We start from the raw sequence: 21,948 nt of genomic DNA, 5'->3' as shown, positions 1-21,948 counted from the left end.
CCATGCCTTCCTTGATCCTGCGCTCCGCCACGCCGGTCCTGATGGTGCTCCTGATCATCGTCTCGATCTACGCGCTCCTCCGCGGTCACCTCGAGCCCGGGGGCGGCTTCGTCGGCGGGCTCATCGTCGCATCAGCGTTCACGCTCCACGCCCTCGCGTACGACGTCCCCTCGACGCGGCTGCTGCTCCGCGTCTCGCCCCAGACGCTCATGGGGCTCGGGCTCTCGACGATCCTGCTGTCGGGCGTCATCGGGCTCGCGGCCGGCGGATCCTTCCTGCAAGGCGTGTGGGCGACCGTCCCCGCGCCGGGGTTCGGCGACGTCGCGGTGGGGACGCCGGTGCTGTTCGACGTCGGCGTGTATGCCGCCGTGATGGGCATGGTGCTCATGATCATCCTCATGGCCGCGGAGATGGATTCATGACGGTCCTCCTCGCGATCGTCGTCGGCGGGCTCTATGCGTCGGGGCTGTTCCTCATGCTCCGGCGCAGCATCGTGAAGCTCGCCTTCGGCCTCGTGCTGCTCGGGCACGGGACGAACCTCCTCATCCTCACGGCGGGCGGCGTCGTCCGCGGCCGTCCCCCGCTGATCCCCAGGGAGGGAGGGGAACTCCAGGCGCCGCCGGCCGATCCCGTGGCCCAGGCGCTGATCCTGACGGCGATCGTCATCAGCTTCGCGGTCGTCGCGTTCACCGTCGTCCTCCTTCATCGCGTTTATCGGACAACGGGCAGCGACGATATCGACTCTCTCGAATCGACCCGCCCATGAAGGTGCTCCTCGTCCTGCCCGTCCTCGTCCCCCTGACCACGGCGGCCCTCGCGCTCCTCTCCTTCCGGCGCGCGGGGAGACATCGCGCGATCGGCCTCGCCGGGAGCGTCCTTCAGCTCGTCGTCGGCATAGCCTTGCTCCGCGCCGTGCACCGGGGAGGCATCCAATCGACCCAGCTCGGAGGCTGGCCCGCGCCGTACGGCATCACCTTCGTGGTCGACCTCTTCTCGGCGCTGATGGTCCTGCTCTCGGGCGTCATCGCGGTCGCCACGTCGATCTACTCCCTGTCGGACATCGACAGGGAACGGCGGGCGCACGGGTTCTACCCGCTCATGCACGTGCTCCTCATGGGGACGAACGGGGTCTTCGTCACCGGCGACCTCTTCAATCTGTACGTCTGGTTCGAGGTGACGCTGATCGCGTCCTTCGTGCTCCTGGTGCTCGGCAACGAGCGGCCGCAGATGCAGGGCGCGATCAAGTACGTCGCGATGAACCTGATCGCGAGCGCCCTCTTCCTCACCGGCCTCGGCATCCTTTACGGATCCGTGCACGCCCTCAACATGGCCGACCTCTCGGTCAAGCTGCCGAGCCTCGCGCCGTCCATCCGGATCACCCTCGCGATGATCTTCCTCGTCGCGTTCGGCATCAAGGCCGCTGTCTTCCCCCTCTTTTTCTGGCTGCCGGACTCGTATCACACGCCTCCCGTGACGGTCGCCGCGCTGTTCGCGGGGCTGTTGACGAAGGTGGGCGTCTACGCCCTCGTGCGCATCTTCACCCTCGTCTTCGTGGGCGACGGGGGAGCCTCCCACGCGCTCCTCCTCGGGATCGCGGCCTTTACCATGGCCGTCGGCGTGCTCGGCGCGGTGTCCCATCGGGAGGTCCGGCGGATCCTCGCGTTTCATAGCGTCAGCCAGGTCGGCTACATGGTCATGGGCCTCGGCCTGTTCACGCTGTCATCCCTCTCGGGGGCGATCTTCTTCATCTTGCACCACGCGATCATCAAGTCGAACCTCTTCCTGATCAGCGGGATCATGCAATCCGACGGGAAAGACGTCCGCCTCGACCTCCAGGGCGGGCTCCTCGCGCGGAGCCCCGGGCTCTCCGCCTGCTTCCTCGTCACGGCCCTCTCCCTCGCCGGCATGCCGCCCTTGTCGGGGTTCTGGGGCAAGCTCATCCTGGTGCGGTCAGGGCTCGAGATCGGCTCCCGAGGGGCCACGGCCGTCGTCGCCACGAGCCTCGCCGTCGGCCTCCTCACCCTCATCTCGATGACGAAGATCTGGAATGAGGCCTTCTGGAAGCCCGCGCCCGCGCCCGTCGACGCCGGCGTCGCCGCGCGCGCGGGCGGGACGCGGTCTCGCGCGCTCCTGTACGCGGCGGTCGTGCTCTTGACGGCGCTCGGCTTCACGCTCGGGATGGCGCCGGAGCCGCTCCTCGACGTCGTCCGGCGGGCCGCCGCGCAGCTCGCCGATCCGACCGACTACGTGCGCGCCGTGCTGGGGGAGGGGCGCCCATGAGAGCCTTCGTCCTCAATCTGTTCCTGGCGATCGTCTGGGTGACCCTGGTCGGCCACGTCACCGTGGGAGGCCTCGTCTTCGGCTTCCTCCTCGGGTACCTCTTGCTCCTCGGGCTCCGGCGCCTGATCGGCCCCACGACCTATTTCGAGAAGCTGCCAGGGTTGCTGTCGTTCATGCTCTTCTATGCGAGAGAGATGGTGCGGGCGAACCTCAGGGTCGCCCGCGACGTCCTCTCGATCAGGCGAAGGAGCCGCCCCGGCATCGTCGCGGTCCCCCTGGATCTGACGACCGATCTCGAGATCACGGTGCTGACGATCCTCCTCGCCCTGACGCCCGGCACCTTTGGCCTCGACGTCTCGAGCGACCGCACGGTCCTCTTCATCCATGCGATGTTCGTGGACAGCGCCGACGCGCTGCGCGAGACCATCAAGAACGACCTCGAGCGCCGCGTGAAGGAGCTCTTCCGATGACCCCGCTCCTGCTCGTCGCGAGCGCCGTCGTCACGGTGGCGTTCGTCGTCGCGTTCATCCGCCTCCTGCTCGGGCCGAGCCTCCCCGACCGCGTGGTCGCCATGGACCTCATGGCGACCGTCGGCAGCGGGGGCATCGCCCTCTACGCGATGGTGACCGACCATGGCGTCCTCCTCGATGCGGTGATGGTGCTGTCGCTCATCTTTTTCCTCGGCACCATCGCGTTCGCGCATTACCTCGAGCGACTGGGGGAGACGTCGTGATCCTCGATGTCGTCGAGGGCGCGCTCCTCGTCATCGGATGCGTCTTCATGCTGATCGCGGCCGTGGGCATCCTGCGCATGCCGGACCTGTTCACGCGCCTCCAGGTGACGTCGAAGGCCTCGGTGTTCGGGATGACGTGCATCATCTCGGCGTCCGCCCTTCATTTCGGCGACCCGGCCGTCACCACCCGGGCCATCGTCATCATCGCGTTCGTGGTGCTGACGATGCCCGTGGCCACGCACTTGCTCGCTCGCGCCGGTTACACGACCAACACGCCCCTCTCGCCCGAGACCGTGGTGAACGAGCTCGAGGGGCACTACGATCCGACGACCCACACCCTCGCCGGCGCACAGCCGAGGACCCGCACGTTCGAGCTCGGGCGCCGGGCCGCCGTCGTCGGCAAGCGTATCGCCGAGCTCGGCTTGCCTGCCGGCGTGCTCATTCGCGCCATTCACCGGGAGGGCGGGACCGTCGTGCCCCGGGGCCAGACGATCCTCGAGGTCGGCGACAGGCTCGACGTGCTCGCGGAGCCGGCCGAGCTCGTCCACGTGCAGGAGATCTTCCAGGCCCAGGTCGCGACGGCAGCGAAGGACGAGCGGGACGGCAATCCATCCTAGACGGCGCTGCCGAGCGCACGCGGGGGAGGAGCAGCGCAGGGCGATAGAAGCGGTCAGTCGTAGAACGCGACGTCGTCGATCCAGAAGTCGAACGCCTGGCCCGGACCGAAGCTGAACTGGATGACCCGGATCCTGTCCTGCGCGAACGACTCGAAGACGCCATATCCGGTCTGGACGAGACACGCGACAGGAACCTTGGCGTGCTTCCAGTCGGACGTCAGGTCGACGCTCGGAATCCCTCGGTGTGCGGCGTCGCAGGCAGGGATGCCGCTCTCCGGCGGCGCGCCGCTCATCCGCCAGCCTGAGCGCGGCGCGCGAGCGCACGCGCCCGCGGCTCCGGCGCTCGCGCCGCCTGGGCCGCGGGCTCTCAGAAGTGGACCATACCCGCGCACTCGGAGGCGGATCCGTGCGGATCGCCCAGCGTCGGCGACTGGCACGCGACCGGGCAACTCATCAACTGGCACGCATTCGAGCCGCAGCTCCCCGAGCTGCAGGCGTTGTCATCCTGGCATTGCTCGCCCAGGGGAAGCTGTGCCGCGCAGACGCCGTCGTACGTGCAGAAAGCTCCAGGGGTGCAGCCCCAGGTACAGGCTTCGCCGAGGGTGGGAATGGGAACGCAGGTGTCGTTGTCGCAATCGAGCCCGCGATCACAGACAACGCCCTGGAGGCAGGCCGCGCCTTGCCCCGGGGCGCGCACGCACACGCCGCCGACGCACGCGAGGCCGTCCTCCATGAAGCAGTCGCTCCAGGTCGCCAGGCTCATCACGTCGTAAGGCGGCTCTTCCGGAAGATGGCCGCACTCCGTCTCTGACTTGCAGGTGCGGACGCAGCTTTCGCCCTCCGCGGCGCGTCGAACGGCATTGCAGACGTCGAGGCAATAAGTCTGGCTTCCCGCGATCGGCGCACACTCATCGTTGCGATCACAGGCCTCACCGGTACCGAGCGTGCCCACGTAGATACGGTCGCACGGCTCGCGCTCGATGCCGGAGCACGTCGGGAGCGCCGCGCGAATGCTCGTCAAACACTGCTCCGCCGCCGCCGGATCGAAGCGTACATCGTCGCTCACGGGGACGCGCCTGGCGATCAGATCCCGCGCGTTCGCCTCGCAGCTCGCCCGGTCGAACGTGCGGCTCAGGCCCGTACAGCACGAGCCCAGCCCGCCGCAGAACGCCTCCACGACCTGGTCCGCGAAGGCTTCCTCTTGTGTGCTCTGGCCGGGTGGCGGCGCTGGCTCGTCCTCGGGCGCCGCCGGCCCACACGCGATTGCGGTCGCGAAGGCGAGCCACCACCCCGCGGCGGCCATGCGCGCTCGAATTGCCCGGATCCGGCCATTTGAATCCATCTCTGCTTTCCTCGTCGCCTCGGCTTCGCCATCCACCCTGTGCGTGCCCATGCCGCTCCTCTCCCTCGCGCCTTCGGCTCACCCGCGGGCGCGTGCGCTCACTGGCGGCAATGGGGCCACCGATGGCCACGATACTGCACCCGATCCGCCATGGAACAGAAGACCCCGACGGGTTCCTGCTCGCTCGGGAGCGCGCCCCGAGAGGCATCCAGTTCCGTATGAAAATTGTTCTTGTTTTGCGCCTTTGCGCCTTTGCGTCTTTGCGTTGGAATCTCTCCGGATCCCTGGCCGAACTCCTGGCGGGCGGAGCTGGCGTCGACTCTGGAGCTCGCGTTCTCTCTTGTGCAGGGTTGCCCCATGCGCATTGAACGTCGCGCTCGGCCCGCGCCCGGCGAGATCGGCGCGGCGCGCCGCGGGGCCTCACGAGGGGGCGAGCGAGGCGGCGACGCCGAGGGAGAGATCGGTGCGGGGGTGCCAGCCGGTGGCGGCGCAGAAGCGGCGCGGATCGCCGACGAGCCACGGGGGCTCGTCGGCGCGCGGAGGACGCGCGCCGAAGCCGAGGAGGGACTCCGGCGCGCCGAGCTGCCGCGCGACCTCGAGGCAGACCTCGCGCACGCTCGTGGGGCGCCCCGAGCAGACGTTGTACGCCGCGCCGAGCTCGAGCCCCGCCGTCGTCGCGCCGAGCAGCAGCGCCTCCACGACGTCGTCCACGAAGGTGAGATCGCGGAGCTGCGTGCCGGGGGTGAGGTCGACGCGCTCCCGCGCGCGGAGCCGGGCCGCGAGGTACGGGATGAGGCGATGGGGCGCCTCGCCTGGGCCGTAGACGCCGAAGAGGCGGAGCGTCACGAACGGCACCGAGAGGGCCCGCGCCACGGCGCGCCCGTAGTCGTGGGCGGCGGCCTTGGCGGCGCCGTAGAGGTCGGCCGGGGCGCGCGGCGCGCCCTCGTCGACGAGCTGCCCCTCGACGACCGCGCCGTACTCCGAGCACGATCCCGTGAAGACGACCCGCGCCCCGCCCCAGCGCGCGGCGGCCTCCAGCGTCGCGACGAGCGCCCCGGCGTTGCCCTCGTGGAGCGCGCCCGGCGCGCGCTCTCCCGGGTTCACGCCGGCCGACGCCAGGTGGAAGACCGCATCCGGCGGCTCGTCGCCGACCGCATCGAGGAGCGCGTCCCGCGTCAGACGCTCGAGCGGGAGCTGCCGGAGGCGCTGGCCCGGCGAGGGGCGCGACAGCCGCGCCCACCCCGGAGGCCGCGCGGGCGCCACCGCGGCGACGTCGCACCCGCCCGCGAGGAGCCGCCGGACGAGCGCCGAGCCGATGAAGCCGGTCGCGCCCGTGACCACGGCCTTGCCGAGCCTCACGCGAGCCCCGTCGCGAGCCGGAGCTGCTCCTCGACGAGCGCCCGCGCGCGCCGGCGATCCTCCAGGTAGCGCGCGTACCACGCGCTCGTGAGCTGGATGGCGCGATCGGTGTCGAGGAGCGGGCGCCAGCCGAGCCGCGACCGCGCCTTGCTGCAGTCGAGCCGCAGCGCGCTCGCCTCGTGGAGCCGATCGCCCTCCGGGGGCTCGGCGATCTCGAGCGAGCCCCGCCCGAGCTCGCGGACGATGGCCTCCGCGAGGCGGTGCACCGTCCGCGGCTCGGCGTCGTCGGGGCCGAAGTTCCAGGCGCCGCTGTACCGCGCCGGATCGTCCCAGAGCCGTCGCGCGAGGAGGAGGTACGCGGAGAGCGGATCGAGGACGTGCTGCCAGGGGCGCACGGCGCGCGGGTGCCGGATGTGCACGGCCTCGCCCGCGGCGACGCTCCGGACGATGTCCGGTACGAGGCGGTCCTCGGCCCAGTCTCCCCCGCCGATGACGTTCCCGGCGCGCGCCGTCGCGAGCGCCACCTCGCGCCCGTAGAACGACCGCTGGTAGGCCGCGGCGACGAGCTCGGCGCAGGCCTTGCTCGCGCTGTACGTGTCGTGGCCGCCGAGGGCGTCGGTCTCGCGGTAGCCCCAGACCCACTCGTGGTTCTCGTAACACTTGTCCGTCGTCACCACGATCACGACCCGCACCGACGGGAGGCGCCGCGCCGCCTCGAGCACGTGCGCCGTCCCGAGGACGTTCGTCGAGAAGGTCTCGATCGGCCGCGCGTACGACCTGCGGACGAGCGCCTGCGCCGCGAGGTGCAGCACGATCTCCGGCCGGGCCTCGGCCATCGACCGCGCGAGGCGCCCCTCGTCGCAGATGTCGCCGAGGATCGAGGTGACCCCGTCGTCGATCCGCGCGTCGGCGAAGAGGCTCGGCGCGCCCTCCGGCGGCAGAGCGTACCCGGTGACCTGCGCGCCGAGCAGGCGCAGCCAGGCGGTGAGCCAGGAGCCCTTGAACCCGGTGTGCCCGGTGACGAACACGCGGCGGCCCGCGTAGAAGTCGAGGTGCTCGCTCACGACCAGCTCCTCCAGGGCGCGCGCCCCTCGTCCCAGAGCCGCTCGAGGAGGCGCTTGTCGCGCAGGGTATCCATCGGCTGCCAGAACCCCTCGTGCTGGTAGGCCATCAGCTGCCCGCTGGCGGCGAGCCGCTCGAGCGGCTCGCGCTCGAGCGGCGTCGCGTCGTCGCAGTCGAGGTACTCGAGCGCGCCGGGCTCGAAGACGAAGAACCCCCCGTTGATCCACCCCGCCTCGGCCTGCGGCTTCTCGGCGAACGCCGCGACCTCGCTCCCCCGGAGATCGAGGACGCCGAACCGGGCCGGCGGGCGCACCGCGGTGATCGTCGCGAGCTTGCCGTGGGCGCGGTGGAAGGCGACGAGCTTCGCGATGTCGATGTCACCGACCCCATCGCCGTAGGTGACCATGAACGGCTCCCGCCCGAGCACGCGGCTCAGACGGCGGATGCGCCCGCCGGTCTGGGTGTGCAGCCCCGTGTCGATGAGCGTCACGCGCCAGCTCGGGCAGTGGACGCCGAGCGCATCGACCTCGCCGCTCCGCAGGTCCACCGTGAAGTCCGCGCGGCGCGTCCGGAGCCCCGCGAACCAGTCCTTGATGAAGTCGCCCTTGTAGCCGCACGCCACGACGAAGTCGTCGAAGCCGTGCGCGGCGTACATCTGCATGATGTGCCAGAGGATGGGCTGGCCCCCGATCTCGACCATCGGCTTCGGCCTGTCGACTGTCTCTTCGCTGAGGCGGGTCCCGAGCCCGCCGGCGAGCAACACGATCTTCATCGCTGAACCTCCTGTGCATGGTGGGTCTGTGCCGCGAGCGCGCGGCGCGCCGCGCCGGCGACCGCGGGGTCGTCGGCGAAGGCCCACGAGAGCGGCTCGTGGGTCACGGTCGCGTCGCTCGCGACGTGGAAGAACAGGAGCGCCTTCACGGCGGGGTGGCGCGCCGCGAAGCCCGTCAGGGCCTCCTCGTACCAGCGCGCGCGGTCCCCGCCGGCGGCGAGCGTGCCGAGCTCGGCGATCATCAGCGGCTTGCCGAGCGGCGCGAGGCGCTCGTAGTGGCGCGCGAAGAGCTCCTGGAACGAGTACCACCTGGACCAGCGGACGGCGGTCCCGTAGTTGAGGACGCCCGTCCCGACCCAGTCGGTCCACTCGTTGCCCGGGTAGTACTCCCAGTAGTTCTCGTACGAGACGCTCGGCGCCCAGACCCAGAGGACGTTCGCCGCGCCGGCGGCGCGGAAGCGCCCGACGACGTGCCGCCACGCGCGGATGAACTCCTGCGGGCGCGGGTTGTTCACCGGCCCCCAGGGGTAGCGATAGCCGTCGTTCATCTCGTGCGCGAAGCGGAGGAGGATCGGGTGCCCGTACTCCGCCGCCGCCTTCGCCCAGCCGTCGACGTAGGCGTCGTACCTGCCGTCGGCGATGTCGGTGAGGCCGCCGTGGTCCCGCGTCGCCGCCGGACGGAGCGACCCGTCCGCGCGCTGGAACGCGCTGAGCCAGGGCTCCCACGTGATGACCGGCACCGAGCCCACGGCCCAGATGGCCCGCGCGGCCCGGTCCGGGAAGCCCTGGTCGGCGCCGTCGCCCCAGGCCGCGTAGATCTGCGTGAGAAGGAGCGTCTGGCCCACGGCCTCCTCGAGCGCGAGGTACCCGCCGATCTCGCGCGGCAGCCCGCCGTCGTGCGCGCCGTAGAGGAGGCGCGTCGGGGCGCGGAGATCGTCGAGCTTTCGCGATGCGAGCTCCGCGGACAGGCGCGCGAGCCGGGCGTCGCGATCGGGGCCGGCGGTCCAGGAGAGATCCGCCGTGGCCACGGCGGCGCTCGCTGCGCTGAAGGCAGACGAGAGCCAGGTCTCGGCGGGCCCGCGCCCGTAGGTCCAGAAGAGCACCGCGAGGGCGGCCCCGGTCGTGGTGGCAGCCGTCAACGCGACGCGGTGGGAGCGCTTCATCGTGATCCTCCGAGCGTGGTCATGGCGGTCGTGGTCGTCGTGGCGGTCGCGGCGTCGCGCGCGGGGAGCCGCTCCCAGGGGTCGACGCCCGGCGCGCGGCGAGGCGGGCGCGCGGCCCAGGCGATCGTGGCGCTCATCGACGCGGCCCCGAGCGCGCCGAAGAGGAGCGTCGCCCAGTAGGACTCCGCGTCGCTCCAGCGATCGGCGAGCCCGTGCGTGGACGTGCGGAGCCAGAGGCTCGCGCCGGCCGTGACGAGGAACGAGAGGACGACGAGGAGGTGCGGCCACGCGAGCGGCAGGAGCCGGCCGCCGAGCCCGCGCTTGGGCGTGGGCACGTAGCGGACGAGGCGCTTGACGATCGCCAGGACCACCCCGAGCGTGTAGACGGGGAAGGCGGCGAGCTTGAGGAGGAGGGCGCGCCAGTGGAGGCCGCCCTCCGACGCGCGGTCGCAGAACCACCGCTGCCCGTGGAAATGGAGCGCGACCGCCGCGACGACGATCGGGGCGCCCGCGGCGACGAACCCGGCCGGATCCACGCGCATGGGCCAGAGGTCGCCCCAGAGCGCGACGAGCGGCAGGACGAGGTACGTCAGCGTGGCCGGGCCGGTGAGGTAGTACGTGCCGATGGCGACGTAGGAGAGCCGCTGGCGCGCGCTCAGCCGGAAGAAGCGCGGCACGACCTCGGCGAAGAGCGCGTCGACCGCGCCGGTCGCCCACTTGAGCTGCTGCGAGAAGTACCCGCCGAGGTCGTCGGGCACGAGCCCGCGGCTGACGATCTCCGGGACGTAGACCGACGTCCATCCAGCCGAGTGCAGCCGGATGGAGGTCATGAGGTCCTCCGCGAGCCCCACGGCGTGCCCGGCGATGGACGCGAGCGCGGCGCGGCGGAAGGTGCAGTTCGCGCCGATGGCGACAGCGCAGCCGAGCCCGTGGAGCCCGAGCTGCATCGGCCCGTAGAACCCGTAGGTCTGCTCGGCCGCGCCGCGGGCGATCGGGGAGTCGGCCTGGTTGTAGTAGCCCTGCGAGACCTGCACGAAGCCCACGCGCGGGTCGTCGAAGTGGCCGAGGACGCGGTCGAGGAACTCCGGGAACGGCAGGTGGTCCGGATCGAGGACCAGCACGAAGTCCTCCGTGGTCCGCGCGAGGGCCGCGTTGATCTTGCCGGCCTTGGCGCCCGGGACGCCGCTCGAGTCGAGCCACACCGCGCCGTGCCGCTCGGCGAGCGCGCGGAAGCGCGGGTCGCCCGTGCCGTCGAGGAGATACGTGCGGTGCGGGTAGCGGACGCGCGCGAGCGCAGCGAGGGTCGCCTCGAACATCGCGAGCGGCTCGCCCGGCGCGGCCGTGGTGAAGACAGCGACGGAGAGCCCCGCGGGCGCCGGGCGATGCTCGACAGGGCCCACCGCGAGGTACCCGATCCAGGCGAGGACGATGCGGCTGATGCCGTACCAGACCGCGATCGACAGCGCGACGAAGGCCGGGAGGTGGGCGACGTGGCGCTCCTGGAACCAGAAGCCCGCGAAGCCCGCGACCCCCACGAGCCCGAAGGCCACGAGCGCCCGGACGATCACGCGATCGACGAGCCGCACGGGGGCGGCCGACGACCATCGGAAAAGCTCCGTACTAAAGCGGGAGCTCGAGACGAATCGTCGCTTCATGGAACCGGTAGTAGCGTTGGTGGTTGTGGTGGTAGGCGACCCCCAGGCGGAGGACGCCGAGGTCGAGTGACGCCCCCGCGCGCACGTCGACGTGGATGGTGTCGACGCGCGACGTGACGCCCCAGGCGAGCGCGGTCGGGTCGAGCTCGCTCCCCTGCACGGCGACGTCGCCGCTCGCGTCGACGCGGAGCTTGCCGAGCGAGAGCGCCGCAACGAGGATGGGTCCGTGGCGACGCGCGCCGAGGGGGGTGAAGTACGGCGAGTAGGTCTGCGTCGTGAGCGACCAGCGCGAGCGCGAGGTGTCGGCCCAGGCCGCGCCCCACCCGGCCTGCAGGCTCAGCGCACCGCGCAGGATCGGCGCCACGGCCCAGCCGTAGGCCGTGAGGCCGTCGTTCCCGTCGGAGTACCAGCGCCCCTCGCCGCGGAGCTCTCCGCTCCACCCCTTCCAGTCGACGACGGCGAGCGCGCCGCCGGCCGCGTGGACGAACACGTGCTCGCGGATCGCCGCGTGGCCGTCGAGGAGCTCCTCGCGCCGCGCCGAGGCGCGGAGCCGCAGCGGCGAGAGCCACCGCCCCTCGAGCTCGCCGCTCCCCGACACCTGCACGCTGCCGTCCGCCCAGACCCGCGCTGTTCCCGTCGCGCTGATGTCGAGGTCCGCGCGAGCCGGGCGGAAGAGGAGCCCCACGAGCCCGCCTATCGCGTAGAGCGGCGTCGCGCGGCCGTGGATCTCCGTCGTCGCGTCGCGCTCGTAGGAGGCGCGCGGGTACCAGAGACCGAGCGCGCGGATCCGCAGCTCCAGGCTCGAGATCGGCCAGAACGAGAGCCCGGCGCCCTGCGACAAGCGATCGAGCGGCTGCGTATCGACGAAGGCGCGGGTCTCGAGCTCGATGCGCGGGGCGAGCGCGGCGTCGAGCTGGCCGCGGAGGATCCCGGCGTCGCGCGCCGCCTCGCTCTGCGCGGGGACCTGCGCGAGGAGGGCCTCCGCCGCCGCGTAGTCGGCGATCGCGAGCCGCTCCTGCGCCTCGGCGACGTGGCGCCAGTCTCCGGGGAGCGGGCGCGTCGTGGCGCTGGCGGCGTCCGCGAGGACGGCGGCGACGATGAAGCAGGGGACGGCGGAAGCGAAGCGCATGGCAAGCAAGCGGGACGTGTCGTCCCGGTCGACCCCCAAGGGACCGCCCCCGCCCCGGGACGGCTCACCGGAGGGCACAGAAAAATGCGTGAGCCGTCGCGGGCCCCTGCCGGTCCTTTGATGGAGCGCTGTGCCCACCCGCATCGAAATGCTCCCGCCACGCAGCGCCGAGCCTCGGCTCGGCGATCTCGCAGCGTCCCGTCGAGGCGCCCCTCATGCCTAGCGGCTCACGCTCGCCGCTGCCGCACGCCGTGAGCCGCGCAAGCACCGCGCCGAGCGGCGGGCAGCTCGTCGCGCTGCCGGTGGAGCGCGACGACGCCGAGCTGCTCCGCCGGCTCCAGCGCGGGGATCCCTGGGCCAAGGCGATGCTCTTCGAGCGCTACGGTGCCCTCGTCGAGCGCATCGCGCGTCGCATCCTCGGGACCGAGCGGCACACGACCTTCGCGGACGTCGTCCACGACGCCTTCGTGTCCGCTTACGCGAGCGTCCACCAGGTGAGCGAGGCGGCGGCGCTGACGTCGTGGATGAGGTCGGTCGCGGTCCACACGGCGTGCAAGAGCATCCGCCATCACAGGGCCCGGCGCTGGCTGCGCTTCCTCTCGCCCGAGGACATCCCCGAGCCCCTGGCGCGCGGCGCCGACGCGGAGGTCCGCGAAGCTCACGATCGGACCTACCGGCTGCTCGAGTCCTTCCCGCTGGACGAGCGCGTCGCCTTCGCGATGCGCTACATCGAGGGGATGGAGCTCACCGAGGCGGCGGCCGCTTGTGGCGTGTCGCTGGCGACGATCAAACGTCGGATCTCCCGGGCCGAGGCGCGCTTCGTGAGCGCTGCCCAGCGAGACCCCGTGCTCGCGACCTGGATCGAGGAGGGCGCGCGATGGACCCCGTGACACGACGCATCGAGACCCTCGGGGCCGAGGTGGCCCGCTCCTCCGATCGGCACGCCACGCCGGGCGAGACGCTCGCCGCGGCCCGCGCGCGGCTCTTCGCCGCCGCGGCCGAGGCCCCGCCGCGCCGGGTGCGCTACCCCGTCTGGGCCGCGGCCGCCGCGCTGCTGCTCGCGGCGGGCGGCGCCGCGCTCTTCCGCGCGGCCTCTCCGCCCGCGAGTGGGCCCGAGCTCGCCGCCGCGCCGAGCGCGGCCCCCGCGGGCGCGCCGGCGCCGGGCGCGGGCGCGCGGGTCGAGGCGCGCGACGCGCCGCTCGCCTTCACCTTCGCCGAGGGGACCTCCGTGCGCCTCGACGCGGCGTCCGCGCTCCAGGTCCTCGCGACCGACGCGCGCGGCGCGGAGCTGCGCGTGGAGCGGGGCGGGGTCGACTTCCACGTCGTCCACCGGAGCGACACGCGCTGGGTCGTCCACGCCGGCCCCTACGCGGTGCGCGTGACCGGGACGCGCTTCGAGGCGCGCTGGGCCCCCGAGGCGCGGCGCTTCACGCTCGCGCTCGCCGAGGGCAGCGTCGAGGTGACGGGCCCGGAGCTCGGGACGGCGCGGCTCTCGGCGGGCGATCGGCTCGACCTCACCGCGCCGAGCGCGCCCGCGGCGAGCGGCTCCGCCGATGCGCCCCCGGCGGGCGCGCCCGCGACGATCGCGGCGCCGCCCGGGGATCGGGGCGCGCGCGCGCCGGCGGCCGGCGCGACGGACGCCGCGCCGCGCTGGCAGTCCCTCGCGAGCGCGGGGCGCCACGAGGAGGCGCTCGCGGCCGTCGAGCGGCTGGGGCTCGACGCCGTGCTCGCGCGGGCCGCGCCCGACGAGCTCCGGCTCCTCGCCGACGCCGCCCGCTACGCGGGGCGCCCGCACGCCGCGCGCGCCGCGCTCCTCGCCCTGCGCAATCGGCACGGCGCGCGCGGCGACTCGGCGTTCCTCCTGGGCAAGCTCGCCGCCGATCAGCTCGGCGATCCCGGCGACGCGCTCGCCTGGTTCGACACCTACCTCCGCGAGGCGCCGGGCGGCGCCCTGCGCGAGCAAGCGCTCGGGCGGAGCCTCGAGCTCCAGCAGCGGCGGGATCCGGAGGTCGCGCGCCGCGCGGCGCTCCGTTACCTCGCCGAGTACCCCCACGGCGCCTACGCGCCCCTCGCGCGCTCGCTCGCGGATGCGCGCTGAGCTCGGCCCCGCGCGCCGCGCCGCCGCCCGCGTCGGCCTCCGCCTGGTCGCGCTGCTCGGCGCGCTGCCCGGCCTCCTCGGCGCGGCGCCGCCGGGGGCCCCCGCCGGCGCGCCCGCGCGGGCCACGGTGGCCCTCTCCGGCGACCCGGCGGACGCCACGTTCCAGCGGATCCGCGACGAGCTCCGCGCGCTCGACGTGCGCATCACCGCGGGCGGCGCCGGGGACGCCGACGCGCGCGTCGTCGTCGCCCGCAGGCGCGCGACGATCGCCCTCGCCGCGCGGCACGGGGGCGGCGAGCTCGAGGTCGCGGTGCGCGGCGGCGAGGGCCCCGAGGTCCTCGCCCTGGCCGCCGTCGAGCTGCTCCGCGCCCGCCTCCTGCACCGCGACGCCCCCGTCGCTCCTCCGACCGGCGCCGCCGCCGCCGGCGGCCAGGCCACCCCGCCGTCGACGGCCAGCCCCGCGCGCGGCGGCTCCGCGCGCCCGTCCGCCTCCGCGACGACGACCTCCCCCGCGCCCCCCGCCGTCCGCACGCCCGCGTCGAGGGCCACCCCGCCTTCCCACCACGCCGCCGACGGCGCGCCGCCGCGCGCGCGCCTCGTCGCCTCGGTCGGCCCGACGCTGCTCTTCGCCTCTGGCGCAATCCCCCCGACGCCGGCGCTCTCGATCGGCGGGTCCGCCATCTTCCGCGGCTGGTACGTCGCGGCGGGCGGGACCACGACGCTCGGCGGCACCTCCTGGGACGTCCCCGGCGGGCAGATCGAGCACGGCGTCTCGCTCCTCGGCGCCGCGGCGGGCGGCGCGCTCTCCTTCGCGAGCGGCCACGGTCTCGCGACGCTCGGGGCTGGCGCGTCCGCGCTGCGCCTCCATTACAAGACGCTCCTCCCGTCACCGGTGTTCCACGGCACCTCCGGCAGCGCGTGGGCGGCCGTCCCGCACCTCGAGGCGACCGTGCGCTGGTTCGTGCATGATCACGCGGGATTTCGCCTCGGCGGACTCGCCGGCGCCGCGCTTCCCAGCATCGATATCCCGTATCCCGAGCGCAATGTTGGCAGCTCCGACCGCGCCGCCGACGCCGCCCGTTACGGCCAGCCGCTCCTCGCCGTCTCTCTCTCCCTCGAGGCGCGCCTCTGAAGGCTCGGGCTCGATCTGCCGTATGCCGCGCGCGACGGCCGGCGCGCCGCATCGCGCGCGTCACGCGGACGCCCGATCTCGAGCGTACGCCGCTTTGGCCCGGCGATACTGCGACAGTATCGTACACGCGTTCTCACGCGGGAGGCCGAACATTGCAGTGCATTGCGGCCGAGGGCTCGAGATCCTTCTGAAAGCGTCTGGTCGAGCCCGTTTTCTTCGTGCCATCATCGACGACGTGAACGTGGAGAGGACGTCCAGCGCCGCGCCCGAGATGGGGCATCAGCTCCTGCTAGAGCTCGGGCGCGGAGGGACCGCGCAGGTCTTCCTCGCCGTGCAGAGCGGCGCGGAGGGCGTCGACAAGCTCGTCGTCCTCAAGTTTCTCAGGCCCGACTTGCTGGACAACCCCGAGATGCGGGAGATGTTCATCAACGAGGCGCGGTTCTCCGCTCGCTTGAACCACGCGAACATCGTCCAGACGAGCGCGATCGTGCAGACGCCCAAGGGGGCCGCCATCGTGATGGAGTACCTCGAGGGCCAGCCGCTCTCGAGCCTCCGGTCGCGCGCGCGCACCAAGCTCCCGCTGGAGATGCACCTGCGGATCATCATCGACGCGCTTCGCGGCCTTCATTACGCCCACGAGCTCACCGGCTTCGACGGCGAGCCGCTCCGCGTCGTGCACCGCGATGTCTCGCCCCACAACATCTTCGTGACCTACGACGGTCAGGTCAAGCTCATCGATTTCGGCATCGCCAAGCGCATGGACGCGGGGGCCGAGACGGTGACGGGGGTGATCAAGGGCAAGATCGGGTACATGCCGCCCGAGCAGCTCGAGGGGAGCCACGTCGATCGGCGCGCGGATCTGTATGCGGTGGGGGTCATGCTCTGGGAGGCCGCGACGGGCGAGCGGATGTGGCGGGGGATGGCCGACGTCGCGATCATGACTCGCGTCCTGAACGGGGACATCCGGAGGCCGCGCGAGGTCAACCCCAGCGTGCCCGAGGACCTCGAGCGCATCATTGTCAAGACACTTTCCTTCTCGCGGGAGGATCGCTACGCCACCGCGTCCGAGCTCGAGGCCGATCTCGAGGCGTTCGCCGTCGGGTTGACCACGGTGACGAACCGCGACATCGGCCGGTACGTCTCGCGCGAGTTCGACGAGGTCCGCACGCAGACGAGGCGCGTCATCGCCCAGGAGATGAAGCGTCGGGCCTCGATGGCGCGCTCGTCCACGCAGACGGACGTCACGTTGCCGCCGCCGCCCCCCCTGTCGCAATCGCTCGCGCCCGCCGGCTACACGACGACGGGCTCGGACTCGAGGTCCGCGGACGTACCGGGGCCGGCGTCGCGCTCGTGGCTGCAGAGGGCGTCCCGCCCGCTCCTCATCGCGGCCGTCCTGGGGATCGGCGCCGGCGTCTTCCTGGGCGCCACCACCCGTTCCTTGCGCACGCAGGGCCCGTCCGTGGACGCCGCGCCCGCGCCGGCGGCGCCGCAGCCCTCGCCCCAACCCGTCGCGCCCGCCGCTGCTCCTGCGGCCGGGGAGCCGGCGTCCCCGCGGCGCGACGAGGCCGTTCCGCCGTCCGACGCCGTACCCGTCGCGGTGGCCCCTGCGTCCTCCGCGGAGCGGGCCGAGCCGTCCGGGCAGCGGGCCGGGCCGCCCGGGAAGCGGGCCCAGCCATCCTCGAAGCAGACCAGGCCGTCCGCGGCGCAGGACGCGTCGCCCGCGAAGGCGTCGAGCCCGCGCGAGGCCGACGTGCCTCCGGCGCCGGCGGCCACCCCCGCGCCCGCCAGCCCGCCGAGCGCGCGATGCGACCCGCCGTACACCATCGACGCCGACGGGATCAAACAATTCAAGGTCGAATGCATGTGAGATCGAGCGCCGACACGACCTCGGGTCCGGTGGCGCTCTTCGCGCTGGCCCTGACCGTGATGAGCGGTTGCCGGGCAAGCACGGACACCGGAGCACGGGGCGACGCCGGCGGGCCCGCGACAGGGAGCGTGTCGTCCGGCGTCTCCGCGGGCTCCGGGGGAGCAGGTTCCGGAGGCGTGAGCTCCGGAGGCGCTGGCTCCGGAGAAGCAGGTTCCGGCGGAGAAGCAGGTTCCGGCGGAGCAGGTTCCGGGGGAGTGAGCTCCGGACAGGCAGGCTCCGGACAAGCAGGCTCCGGAGGGGCCGGCGCCGGGGGAGCGGGGGATGGCGGCGGCCCGCCCGGTGGGACGGACCGTCGACCGGCCGCGCTCGCCGTCAGCGGAGAGGTCCAGGGAGTGCACGACCCGTCGGCCATCAAGGCGGGAGATCTGTATTACGTCTTCTCCACCGGCGCCGGGATCGCGATCCGGACCTCGGCGGATCTCATGCGCTGGGACCTCGCCGGCGCCGTGTTCAGCGCCACGCCAGAGTGGGTCGTGAGCGCGGTGGGCGACGTCGACGCGCTCTGGGCGCCGGACGTCTCCTACTGGGGTGGGCTCTATCATCTGTATTATGCGGCGTCGTACTTCGGGACGAACCGCTCCTGCATCGGTCATGCGACCACCGCGGACCTGGCGGCCGCGGAGGGCCGCTGGGTGGATCACGGCGCCGTCGTCTGCAGCGAGGGCACCGATTACAACGCCATCGATCCGAACGTCGTGATCGACGAGCGGGGCACGGCGTGGCTCGTGTTCGGGAGCTTCTGGTCGGGGCTCAAGCTCGTGCAGCTCACCCACGAGGGAGATCCGGTGGACGGGACGCTCACGTCCATTGCCGCGCGGCCGAGCACCGCGATCGAGGCGCCGTTCGTCGTGCGGCGCGGCGAGCACTACTACCTGTTTGCCTCGTTCGACACCTGCTGCGCCGGCGCGAGCAGCACGTACAAGATCATGGTGGGCCGGTCCCAGGCGCTCGCCGGTCCTTACGTGGACAGGCTCGGCACCCGCATGCTCGACGGCGGCGGCTCGCGCGTGCTCACCAGCGGCGCGCGGTGGCGTGGGCCGGGCAGCAACGGCTTGCTCCGAGCTGGGGAGTCCTGGTACAACATCTACCATTCGTACGACGCCGACGCGGACGGCATGTTTGCCCTTCGCGTGGCCGAGCTGAGCTGGGATACCGATGGTTGGCCGGAGTCCGGCGGGCCATGAGCCGGCCTGCGGGGGTGGCCCATGCGTCGGTTCGACGCAGGCGCCGGGCGCTTTCCCCCTGTACTGCCGTGGTGGCCGTGGTCCCCGGGTCACGACAGCACCACCGCACGCGCTCAGGAGACGTCAATCGTGGTGAGAGGTGACATGAACATGGCAGGTCATGGAAGGACGCTGGCCGGCCTTGCGGCCCTTCGTCCCGCGGCACGTGCGCTCCTCACGATCGCTCCCTTGTTCCTCGGGGCATGCTCGTTCGAAGACCTGTCCCATCTCCAGCAGGGAACAACGACGAGCGCCGGAGGCGGCTCTGCGACGCAGAGCTCCAGCCAGAGCAGCAGCGGCTCGGGAGGCGGCGCCGGGACCGCCGGGGGAGACGGCGGCTCCGGGGGCGCGGGGAGCGCCGGGGGAGAGGGTGGCGCCGGGGGAGACGGCGGCGACGGCGGCGTCGGGGGCTCCGGGGGAGTCGGCGGCGTCGGGGGCTCCGGGGGAGCCGGCGGCGGCCCCCTCGTCGACCTGGAGCGCGGGCTCTTCCTGCACTACACGTTCGACGAGACGGAGGGAGACACCGCGGCGGACGCCACCGGCGACATGCTGCATGACGCGACCGTCCTGGGGGGGACGTGGGTCGAGGGGCACATAGGAAACGCGCTGTCCCTCTCGGGGACCGAGCAGTACGTGGAGCTCCCACCCGGCATCTTGCAGACCCTCAACGAGATCACGGTGTCCCTCTGGGTCTCGCTCAACCGGCAGGTGCTGTGGCAGCGGATCTTCGACTTCGGATCCGGGGAAGTGGCGTGGATGTACCTGTGCCCGAAGGCGGCGATGCCGCCGGGCCTCCGCTTCTCGGTGAACTCTCCTGCGGGCGTCGAGGAGTACACCACCGACTGGACCTTGCCGGTCCAGGTCTGGACGCACGTCGCGGTGACGGTGGCCTTCAACCCGAGTCGCTCTTCGATTTACGTCGACGGGGCCGAGGTGGCGAGCAGCGAGATGATCTTCACCCGACCCTCGGAGCTGGGGAACACGACCCAGAACTTCATCGGCCGCTCCCAGTTCGCGCCGGATCCCTACCTCGCCGGGATCGTGGACGATTTCAGGATCTACAATCGGGCGCTGTCGGCGGCCGAGGTGGCGGCGCTCGCGGAGCTGTGACCGGGGGAGCCGGCCGCGATCGGACCGCGCGGCGGCCCGCCGGAAGCTTGCTTCGACATGCGCCCAGGTGCGAGTGTGCTGGTCACGAGAGGAGCTCGGCGTGATGGCTGGAGAGACGGACATGCTGCGACGGGGGAGGCCTCTCGGGACGGGGCATGGCGGGCGCGCGGCGCTCGCGCTGGTGGCGGCCTTCCACTTGCCCGGCGCGGCCCTGGCGGACGAGCCGGCCGCGCCGGAAGGGGGGGCGAGCGCGGAGGTGGCGCAGTGTGTCGCGGCGCACACCGAGGTGCAGAGGCTCCGGAAGAATCACCAGCTGCTCGAGGCGGGCCGCGCGCTGAAGGCCTGCGCGCGGTCTGCCTGCCCGGCTCCGGTCCTCCGCGATTGCGGCGCGTGGGTCGACGAGATCGAGCGAATGACGCCGTCGGTCGTCTTCAACATCACGAACCGCGGCGACCAGGTCGCCGGAGCGACGGTCCAGATCGACGGTCAGGTCGTCGAGCTGTCATCGAGCGGCGCGCCGCTCAAGCTCGATCCCGGGAAGCACACCTACCGTGTCGAGCACGAGGGGTACAGGCCGGTGGCCAAGGAGTTCATCCTCTTCGAGGGGCAGCGCTTCCTGCAGTTGAACGTCGCGCTCGAGCCCCTCGTGGCCGCTCGGGCCCCGGAGGCTCAGGTCCAGGCGACGGAGTTTCACCGTCCGGTGCCGGCGTTGACTTACGTGCTGGCGGGCGTGGGTGTCGCTGGCGCGGCGAGCTTCGCGGTGTGGGGGCTCATGGGTCGGTCCGAGAAGGACGACCTCGAACGCACCTGCAGCCCGCAGTGCACGGACAGCGATCTGACCGGCGTGCGCACGAAGTACCTGATCGCCGACATTTCTCTAGGTGTGGGCGCCGCGGCGTTCGTGGGCGCCGCGCTGACCTATCTGCTCCGCCCCACCGAGGAGAGGCCGGTCGTCGTGTCCGTAGAGCCGAGCCGGACCGGCGTGGTTGGTACGGTGTTGTTTCGCGGCATGTGAGATGGTTTCATCTCTCGACCGGACGCCGAGATCTTGACGAGGGTCGCCGTCGCCGGCGCGACCTGCTCAAACACCACAACATCATCGAGCACCATCGGACCGTCCCCTGGTGATCGAGGAATTGCCTTATCGGAGGATGCTATGAGAGAGGCACCGATCTTGTCGGGTAGTGTCAGGGCTATGCTGCTCACGGCCGTGATGCTCGGTACAGCCGGCAGCGGCTGCGGCTCGAGCAGCGACGACAACTCGGGAGGCGGCGGCAGCGGCGGCGATAGCGCGACGACGACGACCACGACGACGACGACGGCTGGTAGCTCAACCACGAGCGGCCCCGGAGGCACCGGGGGGAGCGCGTCCGGCACGGGCGGCGCGGGCGGCGACGGCACAGGCGGCAGCGGCGGCACAGGCGGCAGCGGCGGCACAGGCGGCAGCGGCGGCGCAGGCGGCAGCGGCGGCGCAGGCGGCGAGGGGGCCGGCGGCACGGGCGGCGGCGGCGGCGAAGGTGCAGGCGGCAGCGGCGGCTCCGGCGGCACGGGCGGCAGCGGCGGCTCAGGCGGCGAGGGGGCCGGCGGCAGCGGCGGCTCAGGCGGCAGCGGCGAAGGTGCAGGCGGCAGCGGCGGCGCAGGCGGCGGCGGGCCCGATCCGTCGCTCGTCGTGCACTACATGTTCGACGAAGGGGCCGATCTCGTGGCCCACGACGCGTCCGGCAACGGGAATGACGCCACGCTCGTCGGGAGCGCTGGATGGACGTCGACGGGGCGAATCGGCGGCGCGCTCAGCCTGCAGGGCGCCGACCCCCACGTCGATCTCCCCGCCGGGCTCACCGACGACCTCGACGATCTCACCATCGCGACCTGGGTCAACCTGAGCAGCGTCGACATGTGGGCGCGCATCATCGATGTCGGCGGCAGCACCGGATTCATGTACCTCACCCCGCGCGAGGCTTCCGGCGTCCTGCGCTTCTCGGTCTACGCGGGCAACGAGGCGACCGTGCTGGGCGCGAGCTCGCTCCCCCCCAATGTCTGGAAGCACGTGGCCGTCACGATCTCGAGCGGCACGTACCAGATATGGGTCGACGGTATCTCCGTCGGGTCGGCCACTCCGGCGCCTCCGCACGACGTGAAGCCGTCCCAGATTGCGCCCACGGCGACCAACTACATCGGCAAGTCGCGATTCGACGATCCCTTGCTCAAGGGCTCTATCGACGACTTCCGGATCTACGACCGTGCTCTCTCGGCGGAAGAGATCGCGGCCCTCGCCGCGCCGTAGGAGCGAGGACGCGCCGGGGCCGCGATCGGTCAGGATCCCCGCGGGCCTCCGCAGGCAACCCT

Annotated in this window: 22 protein-coding genes; 14 read left to right on the top strand and 8 right to left on the bottom strand. The window is 72.5% G+C overall.

Translation table 11 applies throughout. The annotated features are described in order from the left end of the window. The first annotated feature begins 2 nt into the window (after window positions 1–2). Genes WME96_RS21640 through mnhG form a run of 6 tightly spaced genes read left to right on the top strand, consistent with a single transcriptional unit; the run spans window position 3 to window position 3,630 of the window. Window positions 3–422 carry an MnhB domain-containing protein gene (locus WME96_RS21640; RefSeq protein ID WP_437291989.1) on the top strand — a complete coding sequence of 140 codons (420 nt, stop codon included), beginning with the start codon at window positions 3–5 and terminating at the stop codon, window positions 420–422. After that, entirely contained in the window at window positions 419–766 is a 348-nt protein-coding gene (locus WME96_RS21635; protein ID WP_437291988.1) for a Na+/H+ antiporter subunit C, read from the top strand. Before WME96_RS21640 ends, WME96_RS21635 begins: the two co-directional genes overlap by 4 nt. After that, on the top strand, window positions 763–2,280 hold the full coding sequence (locus WME96_RS21630; RefSeq protein ID WP_437291987.1) for a proton-conducting transporter transmembrane domain-containing protein: 1,518 nt from the start codon (window positions 763–765) through the stop codon (window positions 2,278–2,280). The genes WME96_RS21635 and WME96_RS21630 overlap by 4 nt, the downstream gene beginning before the upstream one ends. Further along, the gene (locus WME96_RS21625) at window positions 2,277–2,750 is read left to right on the top strand and encodes a Na+/H+ antiporter subunit E (protein WP_437291986.1); all 474 of its coding nucleotides are present in this window, start codon (window positions 2,277–2,279) and stop codon (window positions 2,748–2,750) included. The genes WME96_RS21630 and WME96_RS21625 overlap by 4 nt, the downstream gene beginning before the upstream one ends. Further along, window positions 2,747–3,013: a monovalent cation/H+ antiporter complex subunit F gene (locus tag WME96_RS21620; RefSeq protein ID WP_433937409.1), complete on the top strand. Its 267-nt coding sequence runs from the start codon at window positions 2,747–2,749 to the stop codon at window positions 3,011–3,013. The genes WME96_RS21625 and WME96_RS21620 overlap by 4 nt, the downstream gene beginning before the upstream one ends. After that, window positions 3,010–3,630 (top strand): monovalent cation/H(+) antiporter subunit G, encoded by a 621-nt coding sequence (gene mnhG / locus WME96_RS21615; RefSeq protein WP_437291985.1) that lies wholly within the window; start codon window positions 3,010–3,012, stop codon window positions 3,628–3,630. Before WME96_RS21620 ends, mnhG begins: the two co-directional genes overlap by 4 nt. 53 nt (window positions 3,631–3,683) lie before the next feature. Here mnhG and WME96_RS21610 read toward each other — a convergent pair whose 3' ends face one another. From WME96_RS21610 to WME96_RS21575, 8 genes are all read right to left on the bottom strand, one after another. Beyond that, the gene (locus WME96_RS21610; protein ID WP_437291984.1) at window positions 3,684–3,923 is read right to left on the bottom strand and encodes a hypothetical protein; all 240 of its coding nucleotides are present in this window, start codon (window positions 3,921–3,923) and stop codon (window positions 3,684–3,686) included. A gap of 74 nt (window positions 3,924–3,997) precedes the next feature. Then, entirely contained in the window at window positions 3,998–4,972 is a 975-nt protein-coding gene (locus tag WME96_RS21605; RefSeq protein WP_437291983.1) for a hypothetical protein, read from the bottom strand. A 420-nt stretch (window positions 4,973–5,392) separates the two neighbouring features. Next, complete coding sequence (locus WME96_RS21600) at window positions 5,393–6,331, bottom strand: NAD-dependent epimerase/dehydratase family protein (protein ID WP_437291982.1); 939 nt, start codon at window positions 6,329–6,331, stop codon at window positions 5,393–5,395. Further along, complete coding sequence (gene rfbG / locus WME96_RS21595; protein WP_437291981.1) at window positions 6,328–7,395, bottom strand: CDP-glucose 4,6-dehydratase; 1,068 nt, start codon at window positions 7,393–7,395, stop codon at window positions 6,328–6,330. The genes WME96_RS21600 and rfbG overlap by 4 nt, the downstream gene beginning before the upstream one ends. Beyond that, window positions 7,392–8,165, bottom strand: coding sequence for a glucose-1-phosphate cytidylyltransferase (gene rfbF, locus WME96_RS21590; protein ID WP_437291980.1), 774 nt, complete (start codon window positions 8,163–8,165; stop codon window positions 7,392–7,394). The genes rfbG and rfbF overlap by 4 nt, the downstream gene beginning before the upstream one ends. Beyond that, a complete protein-coding gene (locus WME96_RS21585) occupies window positions 8,162–9,328 on the bottom strand; it encodes a glycoside hydrolase family 26 protein (protein WP_437291979.1) in 1,167 nt (388 codons plus the stop codon). The genes rfbF and WME96_RS21585 overlap by 4 nt, the downstream gene beginning before the upstream one ends. Continuing rightward, complete coding sequence (locus WME96_RS21580; RefSeq protein ID WP_437291978.1) at window positions 9,325–10,914, bottom strand: glycosyltransferase family 2 protein; 1,590 nt, start codon at window positions 10,912–10,914, stop codon at window positions 9,325–9,327. Before WME96_RS21580 ends, WME96_RS21585 begins: the two co-directional genes overlap by 4 nt. A gap of 34 nt (window positions 10,915–10,948) precedes the next feature. Then, window positions 10,949–12,112 carry a hypothetical protein gene (locus WME96_RS21575; protein ID WP_437291977.1) on the bottom strand — a complete coding sequence of 388 codons (1,164 nt, stop codon included), beginning with the start codon at window positions 12,110–12,112 and terminating at the stop codon, window positions 10,949–10,951. 215 nt (window positions 12,113–12,327) lie between these two features. On the opposite strand from WME96_RS21575, the gene WME96_RS21570 reads away from it, so the two are divergent. The 8 genes from WME96_RS21570 to WME96_RS21535 all read left to right on the top strand — a co-directional run bounded on the left by WME96_RS21570 (window position 12,328) and on the right by WME96_RS21535 (window position 21,886). After that, window positions 12,328–13,002, top strand: a complete 675-nt coding sequence (locus WME96_RS21570) for an RNA polymerase sigma factor (protein ID WP_437291976.1) — start codon at window positions 12,328–12,330, stop codon at window positions 13,000–13,002. Then, on the top strand, window positions 12,990–14,210 hold the full coding sequence (locus tag WME96_RS21565; RefSeq protein WP_437291975.1) for a FecR domain-containing protein: 1,221 nt from the start codon (window positions 12,990–12,992) through the stop codon (window positions 14,208–14,210). The genes WME96_RS21570 and WME96_RS21565 overlap by 13 nt, the downstream gene beginning before the upstream one ends. Further along, window positions 14,200–15,342, top strand: a complete 1,143-nt coding sequence (locus tag WME96_RS21560) for a hypothetical protein (protein WP_437291974.1) — start codon at window positions 14,200–14,202, stop codon at window positions 15,340–15,342. Before WME96_RS21565 ends, WME96_RS21560 begins: the two co-directional genes overlap by 11 nt. Window positions 15,343–15,577: 235 nt before the next feature. Beyond that, the gene (locus tag WME96_RS21555) at window positions 15,578–17,209 is read left to right on the top strand and encodes a serine/threonine protein kinase (protein WP_437291973.1); all 1,632 of its coding nucleotides are present in this window, start codon (window positions 15,578–15,580) and stop codon (window positions 17,207–17,209) included. Window positions 17,210–17,601: 392 nt separating this feature from the next. After that, a complete protein-coding gene (locus tag WME96_RS21550; protein ID WP_437291972.1) occupies window positions 17,602–18,453 on the top strand; it encodes an arabinan endo-1,5-alpha-L-arabinosidase in 852 nt (283 codons plus the stop codon). A gap of 228 nt (window positions 18,454–18,681) precedes the next feature. Continuing rightward, window positions 18,682–19,602 (top strand): LamG domain-containing protein, encoded by a 921-nt coding sequence (locus tag WME96_RS21545; protein ID WP_437291971.1) that lies wholly within the window; start codon window positions 18,682–18,684, stop codon window positions 19,600–19,602. A 103-nt stretch (window positions 19,603–19,705) separates the two neighbouring features. Next, window positions 19,706–20,617 (top strand): PEGA domain-containing protein, encoded by a 912-nt coding sequence (locus WME96_RS21540; protein WP_437291970.1) that lies wholly within the window; start codon window positions 19,706–19,708, stop codon window positions 20,615–20,617. Between the two features lie 198 nt (window positions 20,618–20,815). After that, window positions 20,816–21,886 (top strand): LamG domain-containing protein, encoded by a 1,071-nt coding sequence (locus WME96_RS21535; protein WP_437292339.1) that lies wholly within the window; start codon window positions 20,816–20,818, stop codon window positions 21,884–21,886. Window positions 21,887–21,948: the final 62 nt, after the last annotated feature.

Origin of the sequence: Sorangium sp. So ce406 (assembly GCF_051474675.1) — a bacterium.
GTDB classification, from domain to species: domain Bacteria; phylum Myxococcota_A; class Polyangia; order Polyangiales; family Polyangiaceae; genus Sorangium; species Sorangium cellulosum_G.
Note: the sequence above shows the minus strand (reverse complement) of the source record. Positions and strands in the feature narration are given on the sequence as shown.

Bases quoted from the DNA above. Each gene is read 5' to 3' on its own strand.
- WME96_RS21610 (WP_437291984.1), bottom strand. From the start codon at position 3,923: ATGAGCGGCGCGCCGCCGGAGAGCGGCATCCCTGCCTGCGACGCCGCA.
- WME96_RS21560 (WP_437291974.1), top strand. From the start codon at position 14,200: ATGCGCGCTGAGCTCGGCCCCGCGCGCCGCGCCGCCGCCCGCGTCGGC.
- WME96_RS21625 (WP_437291986.1), top strand. From the start codon at position 2,277: ATGAGAGCCTTCGTCCTCAATCTGTTCCTGGCGATCGTCTGGGTGACC.
- WME96_RS21640 (WP_437291989.1), top strand. From the start codon at position 3: ATGCCTTCCTTGATCCTGCGCTCCGCCACGCCGGTCCTGATGGTGCTC.
- WME96_RS21635 (WP_437291988.1), top strand. From the start codon at position 419: ATGACGGTCCTCCTCGCGATCGTCGTCGGCGGGCTCTATGCGTCGGGG.
- WME96_RS21575 (WP_437291977.1), bottom strand. From the start codon at position 12,112: ATGCGCTTCGCTTCCGCCGTCCCCTGCTTCATCGTCGCCGCCGTCCTC.
- WME96_RS21630 (WP_437291987.1), top strand. From the start codon at position 763: ATGAAGGTGCTCCTCGTCCTGCCCGTCCTCGTCCCCCTGACCACGGCG.
- WME96_RS21565 (WP_437291975.1), top strand. From the start codon at position 12,990: ATGGACCCCGTGACACGACGCATCGAGACCCTCGGGGCCGAGGTGGCC.
- rfbF (WP_437291980.1), bottom strand. From the start codon at position 8,165: ATGAAGATCGTGTTGCTCGCCGGCGGGCTCGGGACCCGCCTCAGCGAA.
- WME96_RS21535 (WP_437292339.1), top strand. From the start codon at position 20,816: ATGCTCGGTACAGCCGGCAGCGGCTGCGGCTCGAGCAGCGACGACAAC.
- WME96_RS21585 (WP_437291979.1), bottom strand. From the start codon at position 9,328: ATGAAGCGCTCCCACCGCGTCGCGTTGACGGCTGCCACCACGACCGGG.
- WME96_RS21570 (WP_437291976.1), top strand. From the start codon at position 12,328: ATGCCTAGCGGCTCACGCTCGCCGCTGCCGCACGCCGTGAGCCGCGCA.
- WME96_RS21620 (WP_433937409.1), top strand. From the start codon at position 2,747: ATGACCCCGCTCCTGCTCGTCGCGAGCGCCGTCGTCACGGTGGCGTTC.
- WME96_RS21605 (WP_437291983.1), bottom strand. From the start codon at position 4,972: ATGGATTCAAATGGCCGGATCCGGGCAATTCGAGCGCGCATGGCCGCC.
- WME96_RS21540 (WP_437291970.1), top strand. From the start codon at position 19,706: ATGGCTGGAGAGACGGACATGCTGCGACGGGGGAGGCCTCTCGGGACG.